4 protein-coding genes are annotated in these 3,210 nt (G+C 49.9%); all 4 read left to right on the top strand.

The window, feature by feature from the left end:
• The coding region (locus F8N49_RS26755; protein ID WP_178117083.1) for a DUF637 domain-containing protein at positions 1-1,121 on the top strand (1,121 nt) is incomplete at its 5' end.
• Positions 1,122-1,184: 63 nt separating this feature from the next.
• Positions 1,185-1,643, top strand: a complete 459-nt coding sequence (locus F8N49_RS26750; protein WP_125918764.1) for a hypothetical protein — start codon at positions 1,185-1,187, stop codon at positions 1,641-1,643.
• 247 nt (positions 1,644-1,890) lie between these two features.
• The gene (locus tag F8N49_RS26745) at positions 1,891-2,475 is read left to right on the top strand and encodes a hypothetical protein (RefSeq protein ID WP_151553238.1); all 585 of its coding nucleotides are present in this window, start codon (positions 1,891-1,893) and stop codon (positions 2,473-2,475) included.
• A 239-nt stretch (positions 2,476-2,714) separates the two neighbouring features.
• Positions 2,715-3,059, top strand: coding sequence for a hypothetical protein (locus F8N49_RS26740; RefSeq protein WP_151553237.1), 345 nt, complete (start codon positions 2,715-2,717; stop codon positions 3,057-3,059).
• The last annotated feature ends 151 nt before the right edge of the window (positions 3,060-3,210 follow it).

Below are 3,210 nucleotides of genomic sequence, written 5' to 3'. Positions count from 1 at the left end.
TCGATGGGCTGAAGATTGACATCAAGGATGTGAGTCAGGAGTCCGTCAGCCAGACCATTGATGCGATGGTCAAGGCTGATCCGCAACTGGCGTGGTTGAAGGATGCGGAGGCTCGGGGAGATGTTGACTGGCGTCGTGTCGAAGAAATACACAAGAGTTTCAAATACTCGACATCTGGACTTGGTGTCGCCGCACAACTGGCCCTGGCTATCCTGCTAGCTGCAGTCACCGGGGGGGCAGGCGCAGGATTGATAGGCGCAACTGCTGGCACGTTCTCTGCGGGCTTCGCCAACGCTGTGTTGATCGCAGTCGAAACTACCGCTGCAAACAGCGCCATCAGCAACAAAGGCGATCTGGGCTCAGTTCTCAAGGACGTTTTCAGCAGCGAAAATCTTCAGGGGTATGTGCTCTCCGGGATGTTGGGCGGCATTGGGAATGGCCTGGGTTATAACCCGACAGAACTTGGTTTTGACTGGAATAGTGCAGGCCAGGTGATTCTCAAAACCAGCGCTGATACGTTGGCTCAAACCGCATTGCAGGGCGGAAGCCTGGGCGACAATTTCGTCAACAATCTATTGGGAGCTGTAATCGATATTGGCGGAGCTATCGCCGCCAATAAGGTTGGTAGCCTCAATCTGGTGGAAGGCAGTCCAACGAAGATTGCAGCACATGCATTGGTGGGCGGGTTGAAGTCCATGGCCTTGGGCGGGGACTTCAAGACAGGCGCGTTGGCTGGAGGTGCCAACGAAGCAATGGTTCAGTATCTTGCGGACCTGATACTGCCGGAAAATTACGACCCAAACATGCCGGGAGCCGATCAGGCCAAAGCTAATCTTTTGGCGATGTCGCAACTGATCGCAGTGCTCTCCGCCGTGATTGCCGACACAGACCCAAACATAGCAGCAAATATCGCGGCTACTGCGACCCAATACAATTACCTCTCGCATTCTGACCTCGAGCGAGCGGCGCACGAGTTGTCCGCCTGTGGCAATGACGCTGCATGCGCGAATACGAAGTACGCCGAATATCACGCTCTGAGCCAAAAGCAAGACATCGAGGCAGTTGCTCAATGTGCGGCTAATTCTGGTAGCTGCGAAGGCCTTTCAAGGATTGTTGCATAGGCCGAGGCAAAAACTCAAAAATTGAAAGACCTGGCAGCCTCGGCATCGCCCGAAGCAGCCAAGATGTTCGATCTGCTGATCGCGGAAAATCACGGGTTCCAGAATATGCTGGCGGGCATCACCGCTGGACATTCAGTCGCTGCGATTGCGGACACACTGGTCCAAACACTTGGCATCAGCCACGAAATGGCGATGGCTGCTGTTGAAGGCTTGGCGATGTCAGTGTCTGGGATGGCCCCGACGATTAAGACCGCAGGAGGCGGTAAGAATAAACCCAAGGGAGGGCCTGCTGGATCGACAGAGGAGGCCGAATCCACTGCTCCGAAAGGCAACGCAGGAAATACCAAAAGCGACTCGGCGGAAAACGTAACCTATTTCCGGGTAGAAGGTGGGGAACAGGGTTTAAGACGAGCCAGAATCGAATTACCGCCAATGACGACGGGAGCATCACCATTAATCCTGGGTGTACGGGCCAACTGTGTGTCGGTGTTGGCAATGCTGACCACGCAACCTACTACTTGACGAACAAGCGTCCTGATGGCTCCGTAGTGGTCTTCGATATCGATGCCAAGACTCATAAGAAAAGTATGGACAGAGTGATACCTCAGCACGGCGATGGCCCTAGGGAGCGTGATGCACCCAAGAGAGTCGATGAGGGCCAACTAGGTTACTCCCTGGAGTTGCCGAAGATATGGGAGTCGCTACTCGAAAACAGTGCGAGTAATGTTCGTGTCTATACGCAAGAAGAATTTTTAAAAGAGTTTAAGAAATGACCATTGATCAAGACGTTTTTGATGACCTGTGGGACGGCGAAAAAAGTATCGGTTTTTTTGTTCAGTCAGCTCAGTGTTACTGGATTGTTGACGATAAGTGTAATTTTACTCTTGACGTTGACAAGAGTCTTAGAGCGTCATTGAGTAACGGAACTATCACGCAAGAGCAATACGAACGATCCTGCCTGAAATTCAGAAATGGTATCTTGAAGATGACTTCCGAGAGCTTTCCTTCGTATCTTCATGGGCCGAGTGTAAAGATTTTGTCGTCTTCCGAATTGCAAGGCTTTATTGGGGCTAAGCCGAATGTTTTTGAAAAAATTGAAAACTACTATCTCACAGGCGAAGGTCTGGATTCGGAGCTGTTCAAAAATGCAAATGTCATACGCTCGAGGCTTCCACTGTTTTACGTGAATTTTGATCGAAAGATTTTCATGCACATGGATGACGGCCGATTTCATGAGGAGTATGTGCATTCGGACTGGATTGCTGAATCTGGCGATTTCAGCTACTTGATTCCGTCACGAGAAAAGTATTGGGTGGATGCAGGTAAGGATTTTTGGAAAGTTCGTTTTTTATAAAATAAATGCTGATCATTAACATATGTGGACTGTCCCATTTTTTACGGGCTACCTCTTTTTTGCCTTTTTTGTCAATTGGATATTACCGAAGTGTCGGATAGGTGAACGGTACGTCGGATAATCAGTTGTATGGAGCTGTACGCATTCTGATGATTGCTGCCGGTAATAGGGTGTGAATCAAAATCAGGGCAGGTTGTCGGCTGCAATATCTGGAGCTTAAAGCACACGAGGATCAACCATTGAGCAATCTCAAAGCACTGAATGGCTTTCTGCGTGAATACGTTTATGTGGAAAGTCTTCATCTGGATTCCGAAGATGGACTTACCGGTTACAATCTGTTGATGAGGCTGGCGAAGTCTTCGGATCCTGGAGCAAAGAATATAGCGGTCGTATTTTTCAACGTGGGCGGTCTGAACGTGCGGGGATTTGGTGGTGGCCTGACACAGTTCATGGATCTTTGCGTGTCGAGAGTTGAAGGCGAACTGGATCGTATACGGTATGAGCTGGTTGATGAGGAAGAAGAAAAAATAGCCTTCAACTTCCACTCCTTCAAAGTGCTCAGCGAGGATTGCAGCGGCGAATAGGCTGCGAAAGCCAGGTTGCACGAGTTGATGCCTGTTTCCAAAAAAACGCCCGGTCTGAAGCGGGGTGTTTTTTTGGTTTAACCTGCGAAACCTTTAGCGAAACGCCGGCACCACATGCTTGATAAAAAACTCCAGCGACTTCTTCTTCTCT

The organism is Pseudomonas sp. GXM4, assembly GCF_008923895.1.
GTDB classification, from domain to species: Bacteria; Pseudomonadota; Gammaproteobacteria; order Pseudomonadales; family Pseudomonadaceae; genus Aquipseudomonas; species Aquipseudomonas atacamensis.
Note: the sequence above shows the minus strand (reverse complement) of the source record. Positions and strands in the feature narration are given on the sequence as shown.

What these genes read in the sequence shown, in the direction of transcription:
- F8N49_RS26750 (WP_125918764.1), top strand. Translation starts at nt 1,185, where the DNA reads ATGTTCGATCTGCTGATCGCGGAAAATCACGGGTTCCAGAATATGCTG.
- F8N49_RS26745 (WP_151553238.1), top strand. Translation starts at nt 1,891, where the DNA reads ATGACCATTGATCAAGACGTTTTTGATGACCTGTGGGACGGCGAAAAA.